Raw genomic sequence first — 25,203 nt, 5'->3', positions numbered from 1 at the left:
CGGATTTACCACTGTTGTTTATAATGACGAATCAAAGCTTGAGTTCCTTCCTCTTCGAACCCTTGATCAATAAGCTCATCATACAATTTTTTAGCACGAGCAAGACCTGGAAGTTCAATATCCATACGTTCCGCTTCTCCTAATGCAATTCCCATATCTTTTACAAAATGCTTGATATAAAATCCTGGCGCGTAATCTTCATCAATCATTTTGGGACCTAGATTTGATAATGACCAAGAACCCGCAGCCCCTTGAGTAATGGATTCCAATACTTTATTCAGATCAAGTCCAGCCTTTTTCCCATAAGTAAGAGCCTCACAGACAGCAACCATTGTAGAAGCGATAGCGATTTGATTACACATTTTCGTATGTTGGCCAGCCCCTGCTGGTCCATGATAGACAATATTTTTACCAAACACATGGAAGATAGGTAGTAACTCTGCAACTGTTCGCTCATCTCCACCAATCATAATGGAAAGTACGCCCTGCTGTGCGCCTATATCTCCACCAGATACTGGGGCATCAATCACGCTCAGACCTTTTGAAAGACCGATCTCCGCTAAACGAGAAGCGAGCTCTGGAGTCGATGTGGTCAGATCGACAAAAACTTTGGCTCCTTCAGTTTCAAAGAGACCATTCGTGCCCAAATACACTTCTTCTACATCATGGGGGTAGCCTACCATTGTGAAGACAACCTCTGACTGATTCGCTACTTCTACTGGCGTGCCGTGCCAACTCGCTCCACTCTCAACGAGACTAGTTGCTTTTTCTTTCGTGCGAGTGTAAATATGTAATGTGTGGCCAGCTGCTTGTAGATGTTTACAAATACTAAGTCCCATAACTCCTGTTCCAATGAAACCAATATGCATAGTGTCATCTCCTTCGATAATCTAAATACAGTATATCATGGCAAAAAAAAGAGAACCATTCAACGAATTGAATGATTCTTAAAAAGGGGGAAATGAGAATGTTGCTGTGTTCTTTCTTAGTATTTCCACTCTCTCTACTAGTTAAACCTTTTTTATTTATTTTTTTTAAATTCTTTATAATATTGATTAATTAATTGATCCAACTCTTCGCTCAGACGAATGGTTGACTCATCAGTCAAGCCTTTCTCAGATGCACATTGAATCATATCTTGCCTTACTTGTTCTAACTGGTTAAGCAATGTTTTTGTCATTGTGCACCTCCATCCACTTTTTAACAGTGTACACTAGAATTCCGTAAAAAAACAATCATGTTCTCGGATTAACACTCCATCGATATCTTACTTTTCCACCTGGATAGGCTGTACCGATAAAATGTTTAAAATCAGCTCGTTTTACGAGCTCTTCTCTTACTTCAAGAAATTGCTCTTTAGTTAAAACCAATTCCTTCAATTCTCCTGATTTTAGTTGTTCAAATTGTTCCATTCTATACCTCTTGTCTTATTTTTATAGTTTTCCCTTTACGAAGTCTACGGTTTAAGGCAAACTGTGAATATAGAGAAGGGGGAAATCTAGTTGAAAATTGCTGAAGTTGGAAATATTATCGAATTCAAAGATGGTCTACAAGGTATTGTTGAAAAAGTAAACGAAAACTCTGTCATCGTGGATCTGACGTTCATGGAAAACTTTGATGAGCTTGAAATGGAAGAAAAGACCGTTATCAACCATAAACGTTATAAAATCATCCATGGCTCTGAAGAACAATAACCGCTTGACCTTCATTGGTTTTGCGGTTTTCTTTCTATTAATTTTCTGAAAGGAGATTATTAGTGCAGTCACTACAATTTTATAAGGTTTCGACTATTCTTGCTATAGCTTATGCTTTATTTTTTTTCACATTTCAAGATTCTGACACATTTTGGTACTTCTATTCCTTTACTATCCTATTTTTAATGGGTGTGTCCTTACTATATGCGAAAGTAGAAGATGAAGTCCAAACTTTAGAATACTTATTATTAGGTGTAGGGTATGGCACTCTCACTTACTTTTTATTTGCAGCGAGCTACTGGGTAATTGATGTAATCCCGTTTCTATCTGTTGCACCGATCCATCGGTTTTTAGAAGCATTCGGTCCAACTACGATTTGGCATTTTATGCTGTTATTCTTTATTATTGCTCCTGCCGAAGAATTTTTTTGGAGAGGGTTCGTTCAACAGTACTTTAAAAAGTATCTCCCTACGTTTTATGCAGTACTCGCTGCTTCTATCCTTTTCTCCATTTCCCTACTTGTGGGAGGATTTGTATATGGAGCGTTAGCTGGCCTCTTCTCAGGCTTGTTATGGGGTCTTTTATACGAATGGAAAAAAAGTATGCCTCTTCTCATTGTGACACACAGCACTGCCCTTATTTTATTGTTTTTAGTTTTACCAATTGAGTGAAACATTTCACCACCGGACCGTCTACTAAACAAAAGGAGTGGTCAATATGAAAATTTGGAAAGCAGCAATTGCATCAAGTGCACTAATTCTATTGTTATCTGCTTGTGGAACTTCTGATGATACGGATTCTGCAACACCAGAAGAAACAGAAGAAGTCACTTCTGGAGAGCAAGACCCTAGTGAAGATACGACTGAGGAAGAAACAGAAGCGGGAGAAGACACTGGTGAAGCTGCAGAGGAAGAGCCAGAAGCAGTAGAACCCATCGGTGAACGCGTAGAAAGCGACAATCAACCATTCTCTTTAGAACTACTTGATGGCTATTCGTTAACTGCAGAAGAGCCAAATCGAGACGTGGTCTACTTCGATGAGAACGATGCAGCATTCATGCGTATTGAAACTATTTCAAAAGAAGAGGGAGACCGTACACAGCTTGTGGATACTTTAAAACAAACGATTCAAGCATCTGACAACGCTGGTTCTCTCATGGGAATTTCTTCTCCAACAAAGCTACCAAATGTTGACATGCCTGTTGGCTATGAAATGGATGTGGAGGGCGGTCAAGTAAGCGGATATGTTTTCGAGACAGAGCTACATTACGTACGCGCCACAATTTATGATGTGTCAGACGTGATGAAAACTGGCGAATTCATTCAAATGCTTTCAACTCTTCAAACGAACTAAACAAAACAGGGACTGCATCTCGCAGTCCCTGTTTTGTTATATAGATAAGTTTTTAATAGACAACCCTAGTTTTTTTAAGAGCTCAGTTAACGTTTGTTTTTCCTCTACATTTAAAACACTCATCAGCTCTACTAACTGAAGTTCATGTTTTGGAAAAAGCTCTTCCATAAAAGCTTTTCCTTCAGCTGTAATCTCTGCATAGGTGACCCGGCGATCTTCATCACTTGCAATCCGATTGATAAAGCCGCGTCTCTCCAACTTATCTACCACATATGTTATAGAGCCACTAGCCAGCAATATTTTACTACCAATCTTTTGTAAAGCTTGTCTGCCCTTATGGTAAAGGAGTTCCAAAACAGCAAATTCTGTTGGATTCAGCCCGTGGTCTTGGAAAAATTGATTAGTTGATTCATGAAGTACTTTATGCGAACGAGACAATACAATAAATAATTTCAATGCCTCGAGTCGTTCTTGCTCGGTTGCCATATGCAGTCCCACCTATCTCGATTTGCGCTGACTACATTATAGTAGGAAAAATATAGTGTGTCAAAATCACACATAGACTGCAGTTGGGAAGAAATAATAAAAACTAGCCCCACCAGCTAAGTTATTTGCGACTTCAATTCTTCCTCTCAAATCCTCCATGACACGAGAAGCATGCGCTAGTCCAAGACCTGTTCCCGTTTCTTTAATTGTTGAGATAGGTTGATTGACTAGCTGATCACGCTCTAAGCCGAATTGATTACACGCTTATAAATTGATTTCTTCAATCATCCCTAGCTGATTGATTACTAAGATTCCTGTCGCGAATTTATTAAACATATACTCGTACTTTTTCTTAAATACCCTCTCAATAATCAATGAAGAATCTCCTTCCACCCCTAAGTTATCAACTAATTCTGATCATTTCATATTTTGAATTTAATGTGCATAGTATTTTTAGCCTATATTGTCGACACATTTGGACTGTTAAAATAGAAAGAATGAAAGGAAGATAGCATGAAAACTTTACTTACAACATTAAACGCTAAATACATCCATACCAATCTTGCCATTCGTCATCTCCAAGCATATAGTGGCAATGAATTCGATATATCTATTAAAGAGTTTACAATTAAAGATCCTATTCTATCTATTGTCAGTGAAATCTATCAATTGAAACCTACTATTCTCGGATTCAGCTGTTATATATGGAATATCGAAGAAACTCTAAAAGTCGTCGAAATGTATAAGACGATCTCCCCAGAGACGACTATCATCTTAGGAGGACCTGAGGTTTCCTATGATACAGATTATTGGTTAAAAACTCACCCTTCCATAGATTACATCATCATAGGTGAAGGGGAAGAATCGTTTCGTCAGTTCCTTCAGTTCCAATCCGGTTCAAGGGAGAAATCTGAAGTAGCCGGAATTGCTTACATGGAAAACGGCAACTATAAAATGACGATGCTCCCTCCAAAGTTGGATTTACGGACCTCCCCTTCTCCTTATCGGAATCCGGATGATGTTGCATCTTTAGGAAAAAGGGTCACCTATGTGGAGACTAGCCGAGGCTGTCCCTTCTCTTGTCAGTTCTGTTTGTCTTCAATAGAAGTAGGCGTTCGCTACTTTGCGAGAGAAGCTGTTAAAGAGGATATTCGTTATCTTATGGACAACGGCGCTAAGGTTATTAAATTTGTAGATCGTACGTTTAATATTTCTCGAAGCTACGCGATGGAAATGTTTGAATTCTTAATTACAGAACATCGCCCCGGTGTCGTCTTTCAGTTTGAAATTACCGCTGACATTATGAGACCTGAAGTAATTCAGTATTTGAATGACAATGCCCCTAAAGGGTTATTCCGATTTGAGATTGGCGTTCAATCAACGAACGATCATACAAACGACCTCGTGAAGAGAAGACAAAACTTTGAAAAGCTCACAAGAACTGTTACGATGGTTCGCGATGGAGGGAAGATTGACCAGCATCTTGACTTGATTGCTGGACTTCCTGAAGAAGACTATCAATCTTTCCGTCAAACTTTTAATGATGTATTTGCTCTCCGCCCTGAAGAATTGCAGCTCGGATTTTTAAAACTGTTACGTGGAACAGGTCTTCGCATTGACGCCGCTAAATATGGGTATCAATTCGTTGATCAAGCGCCATATGAAATCGTGGGGAATTCTGTCCTTTCGTTCAGTGAGATCATCCGAATCAAAAATGTAGAAGATATTTTAGAGAAGTATTGGAACAGTCAAAAATTCCAGCGCACAATTGAGTACTTAGTTTCACATGTTTTTGAGACACCATTTGATTTCTTCCAACAATTTGGAGATTACTGGACGCACCATAACTGGTCGCGGATCGGTCACCAATTTGAAGATTTGTTCAAGCGCCTCCAAGCATTCCTTATCTCTAAAGACATGATGAGTGCTTCTGTGCTCTCTGAAATGAAACTTGATTATCTAGCCCACCAAAAATTCATTCCACGTCACGTTTGGTGGGAAGAAACCATTCAACCAGAACATCGTTCCGTACTATTGCATCAGGTTCTCTCTGATAGAGAAGAGTACCCTTACTTGGTCGAACATGTTATTTATGAGCGTGAGTTGTTTAAGCGTGCATTTGTAACAGAAATTGTCACACCAAACGGTCTGACACCTATTCTTTATTTCTTTGATACACCTCATGTCTGGTTTGAAGTTCAGACAGCAAAAAAAGAAGCATTTTCCTAATTGGAAATGCTTCTTTTCTAGTTATCCGATAATAACACGCTCTTTCGGATAATGGAATTTTGTGGAATTTGATTTACCACCTAATGTAAATAGGAAGGAAATGAGTCCCACACGTCCTATAAACATCAAGAACATGATAGTCACTTTTCCTATATTCGAAAGGTCATCGGTAACACCTAGGGACATCCCACAGGTACCAAACGCACTTGTGATTTCAAAGATTAGCGCAGTGATAGGAATCGTTGGATCTGTAACAGATAATAAAATCGCAGAAAAAATAACAATTAGTGCAGCTAGTAAGATCACCGCATAGGACCTAAACACGTCAATCAAATGAATTTCTCGGCCAAAAATCTGAATCTCGTTCTTTCCTCTTGAGAAATTGATTAGAAACAAGAGCGCAATCGCAAATGTGGTCGTTCGAATTCCTCCACCTACTGAACTAGGTGACGCTCCAATAAACATCAAGAAGGACATAAAGAAGTTTGTCCCTTGATCAAACATTTCAATATTCATCGTAGTTAATCCACCAGAACGAGAGGAAACCGAATGGAACAAGGCTCCAAATAGAGCATCATGCCAACTTAAAAAACGGAACGTATTAAAGTACTCCAATACATAAATTCCAATAGCACCAATTACAAGTAAAGCCCCGTAAGTAGCTGTTGTGATCTTAGTAAATAAGGAAAAGCGGAATGTCTTATCTTTATTCGATAAAAACTCTTTTACTTCAATGAGTACTGGAAACCCTATGGCTCCAAGCACAATAAGTAACATGTGAATGGATTGCACAAAATAATCACCACGGAACGACAGTAGCGAGTCTCCGTTTATATCGAATCCACCATTTGTTGTAGCAGAAATCGTTGAGAAAATACCATTTAAAATAGCGAATTTGGGATCCTCAAAAACCTGCATAAAATAAAGAGATAGAATAATAGACCCAACTAATTGAATGAGTAGTAGAATTTTCACAATTTCACGAATCAGTTTAACTACACCTGAAAGCGTCGGTTGGTTATGGTCAATCATAATCAATTGCCTTTCGCGAAGACCAATTTTCTTGCCGGCAATTAACCACACAAATGTCCCGATTGACATGATCCCAATTCCTCCGAGTTGAAGAATCATCATGATAATGGCGTACCCAAAAACAGTAAATGTGTCGGCGATATTAACCGGCGAAAGACCGGTTACACTGACGGCGCTAACAGCAACAAATACCGTGTCGATAAAGCTGAGTTCTGCATCTGCTTCGGTTACCCCAGGAAGATAAAGAAGGGCTACAGAGATGGCAATCGCTATAAAATAATAAGAAACGATGATTTGAGCGGGTGTTAAACTTTTAGTAGAAGGTAGTGGAACTTGCTTCATAAGATGATGTCTCCTTCTTTGTAATACCCTTTAGTATAGAAAACTATATAAAAAAAAGATAGGATTTCTCCTATCTTTTTTACATTTTTTCACCTGGTATTTCACGGTTGCGTTTGACTCCAAGTAAATAACCACCAACAGCAATAACTAATAAGACAATCCAGAAAATCAGTTTCCATTCCGTAGAGTGTGGGAAATGCTCATCTAACACTTGAATTTGTGGGTGTGACAATGTAAGAACTAGAAGTTTGACCCCTACCCATCCAACAATTAAGAATGCTGCTGTTTCTAGTGTTGGATACTTTGCAAGGAGTTGGACAAACTTATGAGCTGCAAATCGCATAATGATTAGACCCACTACACCACCAAAGAACATCACAGCGAATTGACCACCATTAATACCACCGATTTCAAAGTTTCCGACTTCTGGTAACGTAACAGCGATTGCCACAGCTGCCAGCATCGAGTCGATGGCAAACGCGATATCTGCCAGTTCTACTTTTAAAACTGTCATCCAGAAACCAGAACCTTTTGTTTCAGGGGAATGTGTTTCTGCGAGTTCTTCCCCTTTATGCTTCCTCTGATCCCATATATGCTTAGCTGAGATAAACAATAGGTAAGCAGCACCTAATGCTTGAACTTGCCAAATGTTTACTAAGAATGTGATTAAGAATAGTGCTGCAAATCGGAATATGAAGGCTCCCATCAATCCATAGAATAGAGCTTTCTTTTGTTGTTCGCGCGGTAAATGCTTTACCATAACAGCCATAACTACGGCATTATCTGCTGCAAGTAAACCCTCTAATACGATTAGTACAAGTAGTACCCAACCATACTCTAAAAGTATCGCTTCCATTTCTTCACTCCTAAAACCTAATTTTGAAAACAAAAAAGACCTATGCCTAATAAAAGACAAAGGTCTTGCTAAGTAGATTGTATCTACCAATCATAACCGATGGCTAAGCCATGTAATGACGACTATGAAATAGGGGAAATCCCCCTAAAGCTACTCCCCTTTGACAGCTGTCAAGGTCTTATTTTGTTATGAAAATAGTATACCACATTCTAGTTCGCTGTAAACGTCTTTTCAGTAGCGCGCTTTCGTGTCTCTTTGTCTAATAGACTATAAATAATTGGAATGATGTACAATGTGAAGAATGTGCTTGATGTTAATCCTCCGATAACGACAATCGCCATAGGTTGATTAATTTCTGTTCCTTCACCAATACCTAGAGCGAGCGGTACCAATCCAAGAATGGTAGTGAGCGCGGTCATTAAAATAGGCCGAATCCGATCTTTAGATGACGATACTATGGCATTAAATGAAGGCATGCCTTCCGCTTTTCGTGAATTGATTGTATCTACTAGTACAATTCCGTTGTTCACCACAATCCCCACAAGTATCAATATTCCAATGACACCTGGAATACTTACTGGTGTCGATGTAACAAATAAGCCAATTCCTACCCCAATGATTAATAGCGGAACTGTAAAGAGGATGACAAATGGATACTTGAATGACTCAAACTGAGCGGCCATCACGAGATAGACGAGAACTATAGCTAATACCACTGCTAAAATCATATCAGCTGCTGCATCTTCTAAAAGTTCACGGTCTCCCCCAAACGTGACTTCAACACTCTCAGGAACCTCTGCTTGTTCGATGAGCGCATCGATTCTAGTCGACATCTCACCAAGCGTTTGACTAGATTCGTAAGTCAGATCCACAGTAACAGCTTGCTCTTGATCAACTTGACGAATAGAAACTGGTGATGCCACTGTAGAAATGTCTGCCACTTCATCTAACGCGACAAAGCTTCCTGAAGGAGCGCGTAGATTAAAGTTTGACAAGTCATCTGCAGATGCATAGCTATCCTCTGGATATTGTACAAACACACTAAAGACCTCGTCTTCTTCTGTCACAACTTGTGTAGAGAAAACGCCTCTTGTAGCTTCTGTTACATTCTGTGCAATTTGTGCGGGCACAAATCCGAATTCCCGTGCTTTGTCACGGTCAATGGTAATGACCACTTCTTCCACTGTATCGGAAAGATCACTACTTACTTCCGTGACATACTGTTCGTCACGGATTAACTCTTCCACTTTTGAAACCGACTGTTCAAGAGCTTGTCGATCTGACGAAGTCATAGTAAATGTAAGTGAGTTCGGAGTAGATCCAGCAGCTGTTTGAAGTGCAAACTCCACTTCTGCTCGTTCCCCAAGAAGCTCTTCTACTTCTGGCTTGACGTCATCAACAAATTGGAAAACAGAGCGCTCACGTGCCTCTAAATCAACCATTTTCACATAGATTTCGGCTTCATTTTGAGACCCTGACCCTTGCGACTGTTGTTCCTGGTTACTACCAATTAAAGAAGTGTAGACCTCCACGTCCTCTTGTTCCTTGAATACTGCTTCGATTTCAGACACAATTCCTTCAGTAGCATCTAGAGAAGCACCGTTTGGCAATTCTACTTGTACGGTCACAAACCCTTCATCAGTAGGAGGCAAGAACTCTGTTCCGACTCGGTAAAGACCGAACAAAGAGACGACAATCAATACGGTCGTTACAAGAAGTAACAGCGCACGATGGCCAAGAGCCCATTTAATAGAGCGCTCGTAATTGTTATAGGCTTTGGAACGGCGTCGCTTGGCTTCGATATCTCCTCTTTGCTTTTTCACGAAGAGACTCGCAGCCATTGGAATAATGGTCAATGCAACAACTAGTGATGCAAATAGACTAAACGAAATCGTTAGAGCAAACTCTTTAAATAATTGCCCAATCAAACCGGACAGGAAGATAACTGGAACAAAGACTGCTATCGTTGTCAAAGTAGAAGCGGTAATCGCCCCAGCCATCTCTTTTGTACCTACAAGAGCGGCTTCTTTTCGATCCTTCCCTAATCCCATATGCCTCTCGATGTTCTCGATAACAACAATCGAGTTATCCACAAGCATCCCGATTCCAAGCGCCAAGGCCCCTAGTGTCATAATATTTAACGAGAACCCTGTAAAGTACATTAAGACAAACGTCACGACAACCGAATAGGGAATGGCTACTCCTACGATGATTGGACTTCGAATTCCTCGTAAAAAGACAAACAGCACTAGCATGGCAAATACGGCTCCAAATAATAGCGATTGCCCGATGTTGTTGATTGCTAGTTTCACGTAATCTCCTTGATCGAAGAGGATGGAGGCCTCAATATCTTCATAAGCAGGCTGTTCAAGAAGTTCATCAACCGTCTCTTGGAAGTTCGTCGAAACACTCGCAGTATTCGCACTGGACTCTTGGAATACAGAGACTAAAATCGCAGGTTCATCATTGGCACGAGTAATAGTGCTTTGATTCCGTTCCCCTACACGTACTTCTGCAACATCGCCGATTGTCACAGATTCACCAGATAGAGGATTCACTGTGATAGCCAAGCCCGCTACATCATCTGCCGACGTGACACTTGAAAGAACACGTGTCGTTAATTTTTGGTTGTCTTCTGTTTCAATCGGGTTCCCCGGTAACGAAACATTCGAAGACTGGACTGCTTGAACGACATCCGTCAATGTCAGTCCTTGTTCTTCTAGGAGAGCTGGGTCTGTGTCCACTAAGATGTCCTCGACCATGGTTCCCGAGATGCTGACACTCGCCACACCTTCTGTACGTAGAAGCTGCTGTTCAATATCATCTGCAAGTTCTGTTATATCTTGATCTCCAGTAGCGTTAATCGCCATTTGGATAATTGGAAACTGAGCAGGATCAAATTTTAAGAAGCGAGGTTGTTGCGCGCCTTCAGGAAGCGGCACTAAATCAATTCGTTGTAGAATATCTAACTGAACATCATCTATAGATGTAGACCAGTCAAATTGAAGCAATATAAAGTTAGCGCCTTCTTGTGAGGTACTGCTGACCGTCTCAATGCCAGGAAGTGTGCTGAACTGGGCCTCTAGAGGCTTTGTAAGCTTTTCATTGACTTCGACTGGGGAAGCTCCCGAATAATTGGTAACGACTACACCAATAGGCGGATTCAAGTTTGGAATCAGAGTCACCGGGATCTTGGTGAGCGAGACACCACCGAGAATTAAAATTACCAACATGGTAACTATTGTAAAAATGGGTCTTTTTATAGAAAACCTACTTAAGTTCATACTGTATTCTCCCTCCACGTGCATTACTTTAATCATAGGTGGACTGGCGCTCGATTACAAACTCCAATGCTTCAGAATAGAAAAAAAACGAACAACCTTGTCAAAAGTTGTTCGCAATCGTTTTTATAAAAGATTGTACAGACGAATATGTTCATATTTGTCTTGGAACCAGCGCATAGCAAAATCATTTTCAAACAAGAAGACGTAACGATCAAACCGGTCACGGACCAGCATACTACGAGGTCCAGTCATCGATTCCTTTACTTCTTCTTCATTTTCAATCCATCTTGCAACTTTCGAGCCAATTGGTTCCATACGCACTTCTACGTTGTATTCATTTTTCATCCGGTGTTCGAACACTTCAAACTGAAGTTGTCCGACTGCACCAAGAATGACATCTTCTGTATGAAGCGTCTTATAATACTGAATGGCACCTTCTTGCACGAGCTGTAGAATCCCTTTATGGAAATGCTTTGATTTCATGACGTTTTTTGCGGTCACTTTCATAAACAATTCCGGTGTGAACTGAGGAAGCTTTTCAAATTCAAAGCCCTTCTTACCGCCTACTACAGTATCTCCGATTTGATAGTTCCCTACGTCATATAAACCAATGATGTCTCCTGCAACAGCTGTATCTACCGTTTCTCGATCATCTGCAAGGAACTGTGTAGATGAGGAAACCTTGTAAGACTTACCTGTCCTTGAGAGCGTGATATTCATTCCACGAGTAAATTCACCAGATACAATTCGCACAAAAGCAATCCGATCTCGGTGAGCTGGGTTCATGTTCGCTTGAATTTTAAAGATGAAGCCAGAGAACTCTTCATTCGTCGGATCGACAATATCGCCTACGTTTGTTGCTCGCGGTTGTGGCTTCGGTGCAAAGTCCAAATAAGTCTCTAAGAATGTCTGAACACCGAAATTAGTTAGCGCACTCCCGAAAAATACAGGTGTTAATTCCCCTTTACGGACGCGTTCTTCATCAAAATCATTTCCTGCTTCAGCAAGCAATTGAATATCTTCCATAGCTTGCTTGTAGTACGAGGTTTCTTTCATAGAATGGTCGGCTACTAACTCGCCTTCTTCATCCACTTCTAAAAAACGTTCGTCTTCATTCGTACGGAACTGCTCGATACGGTTGTTGTAACGATCGTAAATCCCTAAGAATTCTTTCCCCATCCCAATTGGCCAGTTCATCGCATAAGACTCAATTTCTAGAACTTCTTCGATTTCTTCCATTAGTTCTAGAGGCTCTTTCCCTTGTCGGTCCAATTTGTTGATGAACGTAAAAATTGGAATTCCACGCATGCGACAGACTTTAAACAGCTTCAGCGTCTGCGCTTCAATTCCTTTTGCTGCATCGACAATCATTACAGCACTATCTACTGCCATTAATGTCCGGTAAGTATCTTCACTGAAGTCTTGGTGACCAGGTGTATCCAAAATGTTGATGCGGTTTCCGCGGTAATCAAATTGCATAACCGAAGACGTTACAGAAATTCCCCGTTGCTTTTCAATTTCCATCCAGTCAGAAGTTGCAAACTTCCCTGTCTTTTTCCCTTTGACTGTTCCTGCATCACGAATGGCTCCACCAAAATATAATAGCTTTTCCGTCATCGTCGTCTTCCCGGCATCCGGGTGAGAGATGATGGCAAAAGTTCGTCTTCTTTGAATTTCTTCTTTAGTATTCATTGTGTTATTCTCCTTCATTTTTGCCTATCTAATCATACGTATTTTTGGCAGCGAAGGCAAGTTAAAGCAAGTTACTAGTTGCATATGCTTCAAGTAATCGGTACGTTGCGTTTAATGATTTTTCATGTGTCCGCTCATAAGCGTGAGAAGATTCGATGCCAGCACCGCAAAGTGCATGCTTGACATCTGCACCGGCAGAAACTGCTGCAGAAGCATCTGAAGAGTAGTACGGATAAATATCCACTTTATACGCAATGTCATTTTGTTTTGCGAGTTGAATCAAATGACTTGTCAATTCATAATGATAAGGGCCTGAACTATCTTTAGCGCAAATAGAAACTGTATATTCATCGGAAGCCTGACCATCACCAAGAGCTCCCATATCTACTGCAAGATACTCCACGACATTCTCCGGTATCGAAGAGTTTCCTCCGTAACCGATTTCTTCATTATTAGAAATATAAAAATACGTATCTACTGGGAACTGTAACTTGTTTTGTTTCACATTTTGAAGCAGGGACAGTAGCAACGCCACACTAGCTTTATCATCTAGATGACGAGAGCGAATGAACCCACTTGCTGTATGTTCAAAACGAGGATCGAAGCTAACAAAGTCTCCCACCTCAATACCTAATTTTGCTGTCTCTTCTTTTTTCGTCACAACTTCATCGATCCGAACTTCAATCGTGTCATCCGAACGCTCAACCTGCCCTGATTTTGCATAGACATGAACAGATGCTTGGTGCAACAAAATAGTGCCCCGATATGTTTCTCCACTTCTTGTGTGAATGGTGCACGTCTCATTCTCGACCGCATTCCAAGAGAAGCCTCCTACTTTTGTTAATTTCAGACGGCCATCTGCTTTAATTTCACGCACCATGGCGCCTAAAGTATCTACGTGTGCTGTTAACAGTCGTGCTCTGTCAGAAGACTTTCCTGGAACTTTGACAATGATAGCTCCTTTATTAGTGACTACAGGTGTAAATCCGATTTCTTCTATGTATGATCTTATCCAGGCGCTGATTTCTTGTGTAAACCCTGTTGGGCTTGGTATGGATACAAGTTCTTTAAGTAGTTCTACTTTTGTTTTCATTATCTCCCATCCTTCCACGTTTCATCATACCAGAATCTATAGTCAACATGAATGTTTCCTGCTACACTTCTACTATAACAAATTACGGCAATCACTATTCGTTTGGCCGAAGGAGGTACAAATGGATAAAAAAGATCAAATAGCTATACGAATCCGGTATTTCTCATTATTAATCGGTGTCTATGTCATCATTCATATTTTATTTGCATTCACTCATCCAGAGATTCATGATGGATTCTTTTACATCTACTCTTCTATTTATCTCATCTTACTCAGTTATTTATTTTTTTCAAAGCGGCACCCTACATATACTTTGTATTTGTTTGTCCTTTCATTGAACGGGTACATCATGCTGGAATATACAACGGAGATGACCTATTCGTATGTCATTTTCTTGGCCTATCCGATATTTTTAGCCGCGTATTTCCAAAATTTTAGAGCGGTCTTTATGGTTATTGGGATTACCTATGCGGAGTTGTTTTTTATATTCTCTCGTCTCTCCGATTCTTTTTCCAACCAAATCGCACAACATGATATCGAACTAGTGTTATTCTTTTTCTTCATGCTTCTTAGTACAACTATTTTATTCATGTGGGTAGAGAAAAAGATTATAGCTTCAATCAACTCTCAAAATACTTTAATGAAGAGTCAGTTACTCAGTAAAGAAGGGTATTTAAGGCTGTTTTTCGAAACTGCTAAAGATGGCATCGCCGTATTCGATTTGAACAATCGATTAATTGACTTAAATCCAGCGTTTGAGGAATTGTATGGTTATTCCCGAGAAGAATTAGTAGGGAGAGAAATTTATTTTGTTAGCCCTGAGGATGAAGAGAACGCACGGGAGAGAACGAATAAAATCAGAGAAGGAAATGTGTTTCATTTTGAATCACAAGATATGCGTAAAGATGGCAAACTGATCGACGTCCTCCTTACCCTGTCCCCCATTCATGACAAGCGGGGTAACATCATTGCCATGTCAGTCGTCTCACGGGATATTAGCTATAAAAAAGAAGCAGAAACACTAAAGTTACAAACGGAACGCTTGCAACTAGCTGGGGAGATTGCTGCCGGTGTCGCTCATGAAATTCGCAATCCAATGACCGTCATCTCTGGTTTTATTCAGATGATGAATAAAAATGAAGACTCGCCTTCCTACCGCTATACGAAGTTGATTGAAAGCGAAATCAAGCGAATTGAATACATCGTCAGTGAGTTTCTTCAACTCTCTAAACCGTCTCCTCCAATTAACGAAAAGTTTCATTTACGGGCCGTTTTAAACGATGTGATCAGCTTGTTTGAACCTCAATTGCAGCAATCCAAAATCAAAATTCATCATAAATGGAATGCCCATAACATGTGGCTCCAAGGAGCAGAGTCTCACGTCAAACAAGTGTTTATTAATATTATGAAGAATGCAGTCGAGGCCATCACGGACTCTGGGGAAATCCATATATACAGTTATTCTAAGAATCATGAAGAATATATTGTAGTGATTAGAGATACGGGATCTGGTATGTCTAAAGACATTATTGATAACTTATTCACACCGTTCTTCACGACGAAGGCAGAAGGAACCGGTCTTGGTATGTTGATTTCTCAAAAAATCATGGCGGACGTCGGCGGAAAGATTCAAGTAGATTCTATTAAAGGGAGTGGTACGACGTTTTATCTTCACTTCAAAAAGGTCTCGTTCCCTGAAGAAAGCTAAAAAATCCAGCCGGAGGCTGGATTTTTGTTATTTCAAGACACTGCGAACCAATTTCACTTTCGATTTATACGGTGGATATAATAGATTTACTGGTAGCTTTGTACTCTTCTTGAAAATCGACTTCTGATGTGTAAACTGATCAAAACTAGCACGTCCATGATAGGATCCCATACCCGATGACCCAACTCCACCAAATGGCAAGCTGACACTTCCTACATGGGAAATCGTATCATTGATACAACCACCACCGAATGGGAACGCTTCTACAAAGTACTCTTGCGCTCGGTCATGTTCACTGAAGAAATAAGCAGCTAGAGGTTTTGGCAACTTGCGGATGTCATAAAGCGCACGGCTTAAGTCTTCATAAGTCAAGATAGGAAGTAATGGACCAAACAGCTCGTCTTGCATCAATGGATGATCAAAACCATCCACTTCAAATAAAGTTGGCTCAATATACAGGTCATCACGGTCTGTGTTCCCACCAAAAATCAAATCATCTTTAGATTTTTCTAGTAAGTCATGTAATCGATCATACTGTCTCTCATTTACAATCCGGCTGAAATCGGCACTTTTCTGAATGTCCTCTCCGTAAAAATCCCGAATCGTCGTTTTTAACTTTTCAATGAATGCTTCTTTAATGCTCTCATGCACCATTAAATAATCCGGCGCCACACACGTCTGACCGGAGTTCATGAATTTCCCCCAAACGATTCGCTTTGCGGCAACATCTAAGTTTGCTGTGTGGTCAATAACGGCTGGTGATTTTCCACCTAGCTCTAATGTGACAGGAGTTAGGCGCTCTGCAGCAGCTTTCATAACGATTTTTCCAACAGGAACACTTCCTGTAAAGAAAATAAAATCAAACGGAGCATGAATCAGTGCAGACGTTTCTTCTTTTTCTCCCTCTACCACTCGGATATAATCCGGACTAAACGTTTCCTCTAAAATATGGCGAACAATTGCTGCCACATGTGGTGTGGACTCAGAGGGTTTTACTATAGCCGCGTTCCCTCCGACGATTGCTCCAAGTAAAGGTTCCATTACGAGCTGAAACGGATAGTTAAATGGCGCGATGATTAAGCAGCTTCCGTAAGGTTCTCTTACAATAAAGCTTTTCGCAGGTTGAAGTACAGTAGGCGTTTTCGCTGCCTCAGGTTTCATCCAGCTACTCAAATTCTTTTTCATATAAGAAATAGATTCATAGATGATTCCAATTTCAGTTGTGAATGCTTCAAACTCTCCTTTACGAAGATCTTGATAAAGCGCATCCAACACTTGCTCTTCATATTTTTTAATACCTGCTTTTAATTTATCTAATTGCTCTAAGCGAAATTCGAGTGAACGCGTCTCTCCCGAGTAAACTAATCGTTGCTGAGCTTTAATCCAACCTTCTACATCTTGTGCAGTGAAATTCATCGTATTCCTCCTCGTTATGTCTAGTACATTTAGTATACGGGCAAATACAGTTGCAAACAATGAATCAGCATTCACTATAAGTCTTTCGTCTTATTTTTAACTTTTGTGTGTTTATGGCGAAACTTTTAGGGGTAATTTTCAGACAACTACATATACCAATAAAAAGACTATTAAAAAGAGCGGAGGAAGCAGAATGAATCAAACGACTAACTGGTGGGAAGATCTATTTCAAGGACCAATCTCTCTTGGGTTGAACAAAGACCGTCTTACAGAACTTGAGGAAGAACAATTTATCTATTTTGCTTCAACAGAAAACACGGAAGCTATGAACTGACACTCGTAGGAGTGTCTTTTTTTTATCTAGGTATGCTATTCTAAGTCGGGTGATACATGATGAAATTATGGATAAGCTTTTTGACTGCGACTGTCATTCTACTAATTGGATGCACTGAACAACAGTCCTCGGCAAAAGAAGAAGTTGAGCTCTTAGAGGTCATTGATGGAGATACTATTCGTATAGAATGGAATGGGGAAGAAGAGACAGTTCGCTATCTGCTAGTGGATACTCCTGAGACCAATCATCCTAGACTTGGAAAACAGCCTTATGGGGAAGAAGCAAAAGAGCTGAACAAAGAATTACTTGAAGGAAAAACGATATCTATCGAACTGGATATCGGCGAGCGCTATGATGATTACGGTCGCTTGCTCGCTTATGTTTATGTGGACGGTGAACGTGTTCAAGATCAACTAATCGCATCTGGTGTTGCGCGTGTAGCTTATGCATATCCACCAAACATTAAGTATTTAGACGAATTTGAACGAATTCAAGAAACTGCTAGAGACCAAGAAGTGGGTATTTGGCAATACGATTATTATGTGACCGATTACGGTTTTGATTCTTCTTCATTTGATCAACAAGACTCAGAATGTCTAATCAAAGGAAATATCAACCGTGAAGGTGATAAGATTTATCATGTACCAAGTGGGCGCTATTATTCTCAAACGAATCCTGAAGAATGGTTTTGTTCTGAGAAAGAAGCAAAACAAGCCGGTTTCAGGAAGTCCATGGAATAAGCAGATATCTCAAAAAAAGAAGCATTTCTCAAAATGAGAAAATGCTTCTTTTGTATATGGATTACGTTGTGCCACCTTCAACTTTCGTTTCTGGTGCTGTTTCTTCAGGTGAGATATCGCGGAACGTCTCATTGTGCTCTTCTAAGTCGCGTGTTCTGTGCGCAATACGAGAAGCAGCACTTGCTGCAATACTTGCTGCCAAATCGTCTAAGAATGTATGCACCTGCTCTCCCGCTTTAGTATCTAATTGAGAGATGATACCGATCTTGTTTTTATCGAGATGACCAAATGTTGTAACCGCAATACTTCCGTAAGTGAAAACTGATCCAAGAGCAATAGTTTCATCTACGCCGAAAAGGCCTTCATCGCTTTCTACGATTTGTTGAAGCGGTTCGGACAACATACGCTTCTCTGCCAGTTCATCAAGCTCGACGCCAACTAAGATGGCGTGTTGCATCTCACGTTTTTTAAGTACGGATTTCACTGACTCTTCGCAGTGTTCGAGCGTTAACCCATCGTTATAAGGCAGCTGCATTTCATAAACGATACTTGCAATATCTTCGATCGTAACTCCGCGGCGAAGTAGTGCCGCTTTTGTCGCTTGGTACACGGTTTCAGAATGAACCCGTGTTCTAGATGTGTTTGAATCCATATCGTTACCTCCTATTTGTTCCTACATTATACTATTTGTTTAGGATTTGATACAATTTGAATACAATGCTTGATTGGAGTGACACGATGGATAAAGGAAAAATTGAAGAACGCACACTCTATAGTGAGGCTTTACAAGAAGAAGTGAAGCTACTCGTTTATTTACCAGCTACGTATTCCCCACTTTATAAATATTCTTTATTGATTGCATCTGACGGGAAAGATTATTTTCAATTAGGTCGCATTTCTCGAGTGGCAGATGATTTACTTGCATCTGAAGAAATCGAGAACCTGATCATTGTAGGTGTCCCTTATGAAAATGTAAAGGCGCGCCGAGCCAAATACCATCCAAATGGCGATAAAAATGAAGCTTACATGCGCTTTCTAGCTCAGGAACTTGTTCCTTATTTAGATGAACAGTTTCCAACTTATCAAATTGGAATGGGCCGTGGTTTAATTGGCGATTCGCTCGCTGCCACTGTGTCATTGATGACAGCTTGCGCCTACCCTCATACGTTCGGCAAAGTGATGTTACACTCACCTTACGTAAATGATGACGTATTAGCAGCTGTCAAAGACGTATCAAATACTCAGTTTACTGTGGATCATATCATCGGGCTCGATGAAACAGCTGTGCCAACAGGTGATGGGGTCGAAAAGAATTTCCTTGAAGAGAACCGACAACTGTCTGAGATTTTTAACGAACGCGGTTTCGACTACAGGTATGAAGAAGTTGAAGGTGGTCACACATGGAAGACATGGCAAAAAGATATGACACGAACTTTACAGATGAATTATACGAAATGAACGAATTTTTGGTATACTAGAAAAAGAACATAGAAGACATGGAGGGATCGCTTATGAAATTTGGTATTGTCGCATTTCCATCTAAAGCTGTTCAAGATTTTGCAAACTCGTATCGGAAACGGTATGACCCACATTATGCATTAATTTCACCACATATGACGTTAAAAGGTGTTTTTGAAGCAGATGACCAAGAAATCAAAACGATTGCCTCAAAAGTTGCTGATGTCGCAGCAAAACAAAAGCCTTTTCAACTAAAAACAACAGGAATCAGCTCATTCGCTCCTGTTACAAACGCAATTTATATTAAAGTAGAACCTACAGATGAATTAGTATCGTTGCATAAGAATTTAGCTGATGTCGATTACCAAGATTCCGAGCAATATACGTTTGTTCCTCACATTACAATTGCTCAAAAGATGACGTCTAGTGAACACGATGACATTTATCCACAATTAAAAATGATCGGTGCTTCTTTTGAAGAAACGATTGACCGTATCCACCTTCTCTATCAATTAGAAGATGGCTCTTGGACAGTGCATGAAACGTTCCGTTTGTCAGGAGAGTAAGTCATGATTCGTGCACACCAAGTACAGGATGACAAGCAGTATCAAGATGCTCTGGCAATACGCCGCAAAGTATTCATTGAAGAACAAGGTGTTCCGCTCCACTTAGAGATTGATGAGTTTGAACAAGAAGCGGTTCATTTTGTAGTGTATGATGAGGAACAGCCCATTGGAGCAGGACGTTTCCGTCGCTTTGATGAAACCACTGCTAAAGTGGAACGCATCTGTATTCTTCCTGAGTATCGCGGTAAGCATATCGGAAATACTTTAATGGATGAGATTGAAAAAATAGCTGATACTATGGGGTTTAACAAGCTCAAGCTTAATTCTCAAAGTACAGCCATCCCATTTTATGAAAAACGCGGGTATGAAATCAACTCACCTGAATTTATGGATGCGGGGATTCCACACCGCGCCATGGTCAAACATCAAGCTACATCATAAAAAAGCGAAGCCAAGTCGGCTTCGCTTTTTTATTTGAGCAACTGCTCAATGTGTTCAATAGTAAGGCCCTTTCCGCTAGAAAGAATCGACTTCGTCAACTCGTCTTCTGTGTGCTGCGAAATATGCCCTAACCGTTTTTTGTGAAGCGCATATGTTAGCACTAAGGAGGTGAGAAAATGAGTTGTTCAAATTGTTCTGAAGGAGTAGGCGTTGCTCCCACAGGCCATTGTGTATGTGAAGTAGTTCGCGAAATCAAACGTATTCAAGATGCTGCTACTAACAATGATTGCAATCCATGTGCATACAATTGCTTTTTAGAGCCACTGGGTGGACTTGTAAGTCCATCACGAAACCAGGCAGATACACGTGTATTCTCTTTATTAACTAAAAACGGTACTCCGTTCTTCTCTACATTTGTAGATGAAGACACACCTGACTGTGACTGTGTATCCGTATATTTCCGTGTAAATGAGTTTGTTGATGACTGCTGCGTGACATTAACTGTGTTAAAACCATTAAATGCTCAGCGTCAAGAAGTTGATTTACTCAATGAATATGGAACCGGCATTAACTTGCGCAAACTTTGTAAAGTACGCAACTTTGAATTGACAGGTACTTGTATTACGGTTGACTTACATTGCTTCTGTGGAATTCTCTGCGTAGCAGACGTGTTCCTGGATGTCTGCAACTAAAAAAAGGCACTTCACATCATGTGAAGTGTCCTTTTTACAGTCCTGAGATAAAAGTTGTCGCAAGACCCAAATAGATCAAGATACTGATAATGTCATTGATAGTCGTTATAAAGGGTCCAGAAGCAACTGCCGGATCAATCTTCATTCGGTGAATCAGAAGTGGTATAAACGATCCTGCAATGGTGGCTACTAGAATTGAAGATGAGATGGCAGCTCCGACGAGCAAGCCTATTAAAATATCACCTTTCCAGAAATACACTAGGAATACTACCACGACGCCACTGATGATTCCCGTAATCAGTCCTGTACCCGCCTCTCGAATCAATAGCTTCATCTTGGACTCTTCTTCAATGTCTCCCGTAGCAATACCACGAACAGCTACAGCTAGAGCTTGTGTCCCACTATTCCCTGCCATTCCAGCTATCAACGGGATAAATACGGCAAGCAGTGCAACTTGATCGAGTGTCTCTTCAAACACACCAATAATGTTGGCTGTAATCATTCCGAGGAATAAAAGAATCAAGAGCCAGGGCAAACGCTTCTTGGCAGCTTGCAATGGATTACGGTCAAACGTATCCATATCCGATACGGCCGCAAGTTTTGAGTAGTCATCCGACGCTTCTTCATCTAGAACATCGATGATATCATCGACTGTGATAATCCCAAGTAAATAACCGCGGTGATCGATAACCGGCAATGCCAGAAAATCATAATCTTTCATCATTCTCGCGACTTCTTCCTGGTCTTCTGAAACAAGGACGCTCACGACGCGTTCATTCATGATGTCTCGAATCAGTGTGTCTTCGTCCGCAATAATCAAATCCCGGAGGGAAATAACCCCAGTTAAAAAGTGGTCATCGTTTACAACAAATAGGTAGTAGATCGTTTCCGCTCCTGGTGCTTCTTTGCGAAGAATATTCATTGCCGAACGCACGGTCGAGGATTCTGGAATAGCTACATACTCCGTCGTCATGATGGAGCCCGCAGTGTATTCTTCATAATGCAGCAAGTCTTTAATTTCTTGAGCGGACTCCTCGTCCATCATGCTCAAATAACTGACGACTTGATCCTTGTCGAGCTCATTTAAAACGTCAACAGCATTATCTGCATACATATGAGAAAGCATGTCAGCTGCATAAGAGGGTTCCATTTCTTCTAATAGTTCTTGGTAATCTTCATCATCAAAATTGTTGGCTTCAAAAATTTCGGCTACTTCTTCTGGTGACAAGTAATGAAAGATCCGTTTTCTTGTAGCAGAATCGACTTTGTCAAAGAAGACCGATTGATCGTAAGGGTGCAACCCCATAAATTCATCGCGGAACAGATCTATCTGATCCTCTTCAAGATACGAAAGTAACCGAATTTCTTGTTGAAGCAATTCATTTTTTTCTTCATTCATGGAGGTTACCTCCTTTCAAGTAACAAAAGAAAATCGTCAGGGAGACGACTTTCAAAAGTGAGGGGCTGCTTATCAAATGGATGGATCAGTTCCAGACGAGCCGCATGCAAGGCTTGTCTTTCCATGAAGTCCGTGTGACCTCCGTATAAATCATCTCCGGCCAGTGGGCATCCTATAGAAGCCATATGGACACGGATTTGATGTGTACGTCCTGTGTAGAGTGTCACATCTACTAAGTGATGGATTCTCCCTTGAACTATCCACCGATCAATAGAACGATAACCGGTTTTTGCATATTTCCCGAAAGGATCGATGCACCGTTCGATGATCGACGTATTGACCCGGCCAATCGGTGCTTCAATGATACTTTCTGTCGCAGGAAGTTCTCCTTCTACAATTGCTCGATACGATTTCGTAATCTGCCCTTCCCTCATTTGCTCACTCAATAAGTGATGCGCATGGCGATGTTTCGCAAGTAACACAAGCCCGGAGGTCTCCCTATCTAGCCTCGTCACCATATGAACTGTCGTTTCTAGATTTTCAGCTTCAAAGTAGCCCGCCACACGATTAGCTAAGGAATCTTTAGGATGATCTCGAGACGGAATGGATGGCAAATCATTCGGTTTATTGATTACGAGTAGATGCTCATCTTCGTAGACGATGTCCAAATGCTCATACACGGGTATCAGTCCTTCACTGCGCACTTCAGCAGGAAAAATGATTTCTACAACATCTCCTTGTAGAAGCACTTTGCGAACAGTCTCTTCTTCACCATTTACCAGTAACTGTCCGCCTTTAAATTTGATGTCGGTCAGTGCCCGTTTGGAGATACCTTGTTCCCTGATGGCTTCCCGTAAAATCCCTTGTGGTTCTGAAAATACAAATCGGTGCCGAAATCTAGTCTTCACTGCCAGCATCAATAAACGAGTCATGAACTCGTTTCCAGAATGGGAATGGGCGGAATCTAGCAAAACGGACTTTTTCCTCGGCTACACGGTAACTAATTGAAGATACATCTTTATGTAGCAGTTGCAGGTGGTCAACAGTCACCATGAAATCTACTGCTTTGACAGGTTTTAATGTACAAGTATGGTGTTTTGGTAAAACGAGCGGTGAACCGACTGTTCTGAACACACGATTGTTGATAGAGGCGATTTCTGATAGTTGGATGGCTTCAAGTGAAGGATGCACAATTGCGCCTCCTAGGGCCTTATTATATGCCGTAGAACCTGAAGGTGTAGACATACAAAGACCATCCCCCCGAAATGTCTCAAAGTGCATCTCATTTAAGAAAACGTCCATCACTAATGTCACGTCTGGTGATTTCACAGTGGATTCATTCAATGCTAAATAGGTAGCAGGGTCTTCACTAGATTGGTAGTCCACAGTCACTTCTAAAAGGGGGTACTCAATAAATTTGAACTCTTCTTTTGCAATACTGATCACTAATTTTTCGATTTCGTGAGGTTTCCAATCTGCATAAAATCCTAAATGCCCTGTATGAAGTCCTACAAATGCCACTTGTGAAGAACTGGAACGGTATTTATGAAAGGCATGTAAAAGTGTTCCGTCTCCACCAATCGATAAAACGATATCCGGGTGCTGCTCATCATATGCTAAATCAAAGCTTCGAAGATATCGCATGGCTGTGTCTTTTAATTCATTTGACACGGCATCGCCTCTTGATTGGATAGCAAATTTCATTCTGACTCCTCCTTTTGGCGATCCTTCCAGCCGGGTGTGGATTGCTCTTTAAACTCTGTAAAATACACTTGTGCTTCTTGAATTTCATTGCGAATCAACGACATTTCTTCATCCAATCGAAATGCCGCCTCTGCTGCAGACTGCAATCGAGTCTTTATATTTTCAGGGAAGTCCCCTTTGTATTTGTAATTCAATGAATGCTCAATAGAAGCCCAAAAGTTCATAGCAAGCGTGCGGATCTGAATTTCCGCTAAAATCTTTTGTTCTCCGTGAATGGTCTGCACAGGATATTCAACAATCAGATGATAAGACCTATAGCCGCTCTGCTTTTTATTTGAAATGTAATCGCGTTCTTCTACCACACGCATGTCGTGCCGATTGCGAATCAACTCGACAACGGATTCAATATCATCGACAAACTGGCACATCAATCGAACACCCGCAATATCAGGAATTTCTGCTGCTAGCTGTTCTGATGGTACGAAAGGAATACGCTTTTCAAGTGTTTTGTCATAGATACTGGCTAAAGGCTTCAATCTTCCTGTCACAAACTCTATTGGAGACGTTGCGTTATGAACAGTATAGTGTGTGCGAATACCTTTCAACTTCACCTTAAGCTCATTAACTGCCTGCTTATAGGGATCTAAAAATTGCTCCCACTGTCCCATCACTGTCACCTACTTT

26 protein-coding genes are annotated in these 25,203 nt (G+C 40.7%); 11 read left to right on the top strand and 15 right to left on the bottom strand.

Features of this window, described 5'->3' with window-relative positions:
- Positions 1-5: 5 nt before the first annotated feature.
- The 3 genes from CF394_RS01610 to ykzS form a co-directional block, all read right to left on the bottom strand.
- A complete protein-coding gene (locus CF394_RS01610; RefSeq protein ID WP_094941519.1) occupies positions 6-869 on the bottom strand; it encodes an NAD(P)-dependent oxidoreductase in 864 nt (287 codons plus the stop codon).
- A 152-nt stretch (positions 870-1,021) separates the two neighbouring features.
- A complete protein-coding gene (locus CF394_RS01605) occupies positions 1,022-1,180 on the bottom strand; it encodes an aspartyl-phosphate phosphatase Spo0E family protein (RefSeq protein WP_094941518.1) in 159 nt (52 codons plus the stop codon).
- 55 nt (positions 1,181-1,235) lie between these two features.
- Positions 1,236-1,412 carry a protein YkzS gene (gene ykzS / locus CF394_RS15540; RefSeq protein WP_106408200.1) on the bottom strand — a complete coding sequence of 59 codons (177 nt, stop codon included), beginning with the start codon at positions 1,410-1,412 and terminating at the stop codon, positions 1,236-1,238.
- Positions 1,413-1,502: 90 nt separating this feature from the next.
- On the opposite strand from ykzS, the gene CF394_RS01600 reads away from it, so the two are divergent.
- The 3 genes from CF394_RS01600 to CF394_RS01590 all read left to right on the top strand — a co-directional run bounded on the left by CF394_RS01600 (position 1,503) and on the right by CF394_RS01590 (position 3,047).
- Positions 1,503-1,694 (top strand): YkvS family protein, encoded by a 192-nt coding sequence (locus CF394_RS01600; protein ID WP_094941517.1) that lies wholly within the window; start codon positions 1,503-1,505, stop codon positions 1,692-1,694.
- A 62-nt stretch (positions 1,695-1,756) separates the two neighbouring features.
- The gene (locus CF394_RS01595) at positions 1,757-2,365 is read left to right on the top strand and encodes a CPBP family intramembrane glutamic endopeptidase (protein WP_094941516.1); all 609 of its coding nucleotides are present in this window, start codon (positions 1,757-1,759) and stop codon (positions 2,363-2,365) included.
- Between the two features lie 46 nt (positions 2,366-2,411).
- Complete coding sequence (locus CF394_RS01590; RefSeq protein WP_094941515.1) at positions 2,412-3,047, top strand: hypothetical protein; 636 nt, start codon at positions 2,412-2,414, stop codon at positions 3,045-3,047.
- Between the two features lie 36 nt (positions 3,048-3,083).
- Here CF394_RS01590 and CF394_RS01585 read toward each other — a convergent pair whose 3' ends face one another.
- A complete protein-coding gene (locus tag CF394_RS01585; protein ID WP_094941514.1) occupies positions 3,084-3,533 on the bottom strand; it encodes a MarR family winged helix-turn-helix transcriptional regulator in 450 nt (149 codons plus the stop codon).
- Between the two features lie 513 nt (positions 3,534-4,046).
- On the opposite strand from CF394_RS01585, the gene CF394_RS01580 reads away from it, so the two are divergent.
- A complete protein-coding gene (locus CF394_RS01580; protein ID WP_094941513.1) occupies positions 4,047-5,762 on the top strand; it encodes a B12-binding domain-containing radical SAM protein in 1,716 nt (571 codons plus the stop codon).
- Between the two features lie 21 nt (positions 5,763-5,783).
- Here the strand turns inward: CF394_RS01580 and CF394_RS01575 are convergent, their stop codons facing one another.
- The 5 genes from CF394_RS01575 to CF394_RS01555 all read right to left on the bottom strand — a co-directional run bounded on the left by CF394_RS01575 (position 5,784) and on the right by CF394_RS01555 (position 14,061).
- A complete protein-coding gene (locus CF394_RS01575; RefSeq protein WP_094941512.1) occupies positions 5,784-7,136 on the bottom strand; it encodes a TrkH family potassium uptake protein in 1,353 nt (450 codons plus the stop codon).
- 79 nt (positions 7,137-7,215) lie between these two features.
- Positions 7,216-7,992: a TerC family protein gene (locus CF394_RS01570; protein WP_094941511.1), complete on the bottom strand. Its 777-nt coding sequence runs from the start codon at positions 7,990-7,992 to the stop codon at positions 7,216-7,218.
- A 209-nt stretch (positions 7,993-8,201) separates the two neighbouring features.
- Positions 8,202-11,276: an efflux RND transporter permease subunit gene (locus CF394_RS01565; protein ID WP_094941510.1), complete on the bottom strand. Its 3,075-nt coding sequence runs from the start codon at positions 11,274-11,276 to the stop codon at positions 8,202-8,204.
- Between the two features lie 123 nt (positions 11,277-11,399).
- Positions 11,400-12,968 (bottom strand): peptide chain release factor 3, encoded by a 1,569-nt coding sequence (locus CF394_RS01560; RefSeq protein ID WP_094941509.1) that lies wholly within the window; start codon positions 12,966-12,968, stop codon positions 11,400-11,402.
- Between the two features lie 61 nt (positions 12,969-13,029).
- Entirely contained in the window at positions 13,030-14,061 is a 1,032-nt protein-coding gene (locus CF394_RS01555) for a M42 family metallopeptidase (protein ID WP_094941813.1), read from the bottom strand.
- Between the two features lie 121 nt (positions 14,062-14,182).
- On the opposite strand from CF394_RS01555, the gene CF394_RS01550 reads away from it, so the two are divergent.
- Entirely contained in the window at positions 14,183-15,769 is a 1,587-nt protein-coding gene (locus CF394_RS01550; protein ID WP_165767425.1) for a PAS domain S-box protein, read from the top strand.
- A gap of 27 nt (positions 15,770-15,796) precedes the next feature.
- Here the strand turns inward: CF394_RS01550 and CF394_RS01545 are convergent, their stop codons facing one another.
- Positions 15,797-17,185: an aldehyde dehydrogenase gene (locus CF394_RS01545; protein WP_094941507.1), complete on the bottom strand. Its 1,389-nt coding sequence runs from the start codon at positions 17,183-17,185 to the stop codon at positions 15,797-15,799.
- Between the two features lie 193 nt (positions 17,186-17,378).
- Between CF394_RS01545 and CF394_RS15705 the strand changes: the two genes are divergently transcribed.
- Together CF394_RS15705 and CF394_RS01540 are read left to right on the top strand one after the other, a co-directional pair.
- Entirely contained in the window at positions 17,379-17,519 is a 141-nt protein-coding gene (locus tag CF394_RS15705) for a hypothetical protein (RefSeq protein ID WP_165767424.1), read from the top strand.
- Between the two features lie 59 nt (positions 17,520-17,578).
- The gene (locus CF394_RS01540) at positions 17,579-18,259 is read left to right on the top strand and encodes a thermonuclease family protein (protein WP_341476718.1); all 681 of its coding nucleotides are present in this window, start codon (positions 17,579-17,581) and stop codon (positions 18,257-18,259) included.
- Positions 18,260-18,320: 61 nt separating this feature from the next.
- Here the strand turns inward: CF394_RS01540 and CF394_RS01535 are convergent, their stop codons facing one another.
- Positions 18,321-18,911 (bottom strand): phosphatidylglycerophosphatase A family protein, encoded by a 591-nt coding sequence (locus CF394_RS01535; RefSeq protein WP_094941505.1) that lies wholly within the window; start codon positions 18,909-18,911, stop codon positions 18,321-18,323.
- An 86-nt stretch (positions 18,912-18,997) separates the two neighbouring features.
- Here CF394_RS01535 and CF394_RS01530 point away from each other — a divergent pair, with 86 nt between their 5' ends.
- From CF394_RS01530 to CF394_RS01515, 4 genes are all read left to right on the top strand, one after another.
- Complete coding sequence (locus CF394_RS01530; protein WP_094941504.1) at positions 18,998-19,717, top strand: alpha/beta hydrolase; 720 nt, start codon at positions 18,998-19,000, stop codon at positions 19,715-19,717.
- A gap of 53 nt (positions 19,718-19,770) precedes the next feature.
- Positions 19,771-20,283, top strand: coding sequence for a YjcG family protein (locus CF394_RS01525; protein WP_094941503.1), 513 nt, complete (start codon positions 19,771-19,773; stop codon positions 20,281-20,283).
- Positions 20,284-20,286: 3 nt separating this feature from the next.
- On the top strand, positions 20,287-20,724 hold the full coding sequence (locus tag CF394_RS01520) for a GNAT family N-acetyltransferase (RefSeq protein WP_094941502.1): 438 nt from the start codon (positions 20,287-20,289) through the stop codon (positions 20,722-20,724).
- Positions 20,725-20,900: 176 nt separating this feature from the next.
- Entirely contained in the window at positions 20,901-21,416 is a 516-nt protein-coding gene (locus CF394_RS01515; RefSeq protein ID WP_094941501.1) for a CotY/CotZ family spore coat protein, read from the top strand.
- Between the two features lie 34 nt (positions 21,417-21,450).
- Here the strand turns inward: CF394_RS01515 and mgtE are convergent, their stop codons facing one another.
- Genes mgtE through yjbM form a run of 4 tightly spaced genes read right to left on the bottom strand, consistent with a single transcriptional unit; the run spans position 21,451 to position 25,187 of the window.
- Complete coding sequence (mgtE, locus tag CF394_RS01510; RefSeq protein WP_094941500.1) at positions 21,451-22,815, bottom strand: magnesium transporter; 1,365 nt, start codon at positions 22,813-22,815, stop codon at positions 21,451-21,453.
- A 5-nt stretch (positions 22,816-22,820) separates the two neighbouring features.
- On the bottom strand, positions 22,821-23,747 hold the full coding sequence (locus CF394_RS01505; RefSeq protein WP_243370614.1) for an RluA family pseudouridine synthase: 927 nt from the start codon (positions 23,745-23,747) through the stop codon (positions 22,821-22,823).
- Positions 23,713-24,519 carry an NAD kinase gene (locus CF394_RS01500; protein WP_094941499.1) on the bottom strand — a complete coding sequence of 269 codons (807 nt, stop codon included), beginning with the start codon at positions 24,517-24,519 and terminating at the stop codon, positions 23,713-23,715. The genes CF394_RS01505 and CF394_RS01500 overlap by 35 nt, the downstream gene beginning before the upstream one ends.
- A complete protein-coding gene (yjbM, locus tag CF394_RS01495; protein WP_094941498.1) occupies positions 24,516-25,187 on the bottom strand; it encodes a GTP diphosphokinase in 672 nt (223 codons plus the stop codon). The genes CF394_RS01500 and yjbM overlap by 4 nt, the downstream gene beginning before the upstream one ends.
- Positions 25,188-25,203 lie beyond the last annotated feature (16 nt).

The organism is Tetzosporium hominis, from assembly GCF_002265435.1.
In the GTDB taxonomy this organism is placed as follows: Bacteria; Bacillota; Bacilli; order Bacillales_A; family Planococcaceae; genus Chryseomicrobium; species Chryseomicrobium hominis.
Note: the sequence above shows the minus strand (reverse complement) of the source record. Positions and strands in the feature narration are given on the sequence as shown.